General features: G+C 46.5%; 1 pseudogene. It reads right to left on the reverse strand.

Annotated features, from left to right (window positions below):
- Positions 1-757: pseudogene (locus ALO_RS23270) on the reverse strand (IS3 family transposase); the annotation flags it as partial.
- Between the last annotated feature and the right edge of the window lie 81 nt (positions 758-838).

Here is an 838-nt window from a genome sequence, read left to right on the forward strand (position 1 = left end):
TTGTTTGGTCCTGCACTATAACCGATAATTTCTCGATTGAACAGGTCGATCAGTACGCAAATGTAATGCCATTTGTTTTGGACCTTCACATAGGTCAGATCGCTGACAACGAAGCGTTTAGCTTGTGTCTGCTCAAACTGGCGATCCAGGACATTGGCCGTCTTTGCTTCGTTACAGGCTGTTTTATGGGGCTTATACTGAGCGATGGTATAGGTAGAGACCAGTGCCTGCTCCTTCATGATGCGCCCAATGCGACGTCTGGATACGAAGAAGCCTTGTTCCTGGAGCTTGACCTTGAGTTTTCGGGTGCCGTAGGCTTTTCGATTCTGGTGGAAAATCTCCACAATGGCTTCGGTTAGTTCCTCTTCATTTGGTTGTTCTTTCGCTTCATAGTAAAAGGTGCTTCTGGCGATTTGTAGGACGGCACACATTGCTGATACCGAGTATTTATCACAGTTGTTCTTTATGATAGCTACTTTCGTCCCATGATCAGCGCGGCTTGCTTTAAAATATCGTTCTCCATCTTGAGCTGTTGAAGCTCTTTACGCAAGGCGATGAGCTCATTTTCCTCTGCTGAGCGGTTATCCTTCTCTTTGAAGGAGCCGGTGGTCTTGGCTTGCTTGATCCAACGGTCTAAAGCAGATGCGGTCAGGTCATATTCCGCCACAATCGCTGCTCTTGACTTCCCATTTTCATAGAGCTGCGCCATTTGGTTTTTGAATTCGGGTGTAAACGTGCGTCGGCCTTGGTTGGACATGGTAGAGATCCGCTCCTTTTTGGTTGATACCTTTATTCTACATGCCCTTATTTTTTCTGTCCAACTTAGTGTAACCGATCC

It is taken from the genome of Acetonema longum DSM 6540, assembly GCF_000219125.1.
GTDB classification, from domain to species: Bacteria; Bacillota; Negativicutes; order Sporomusales; family Acetonemataceae; genus Acetonema; species Acetonema longum.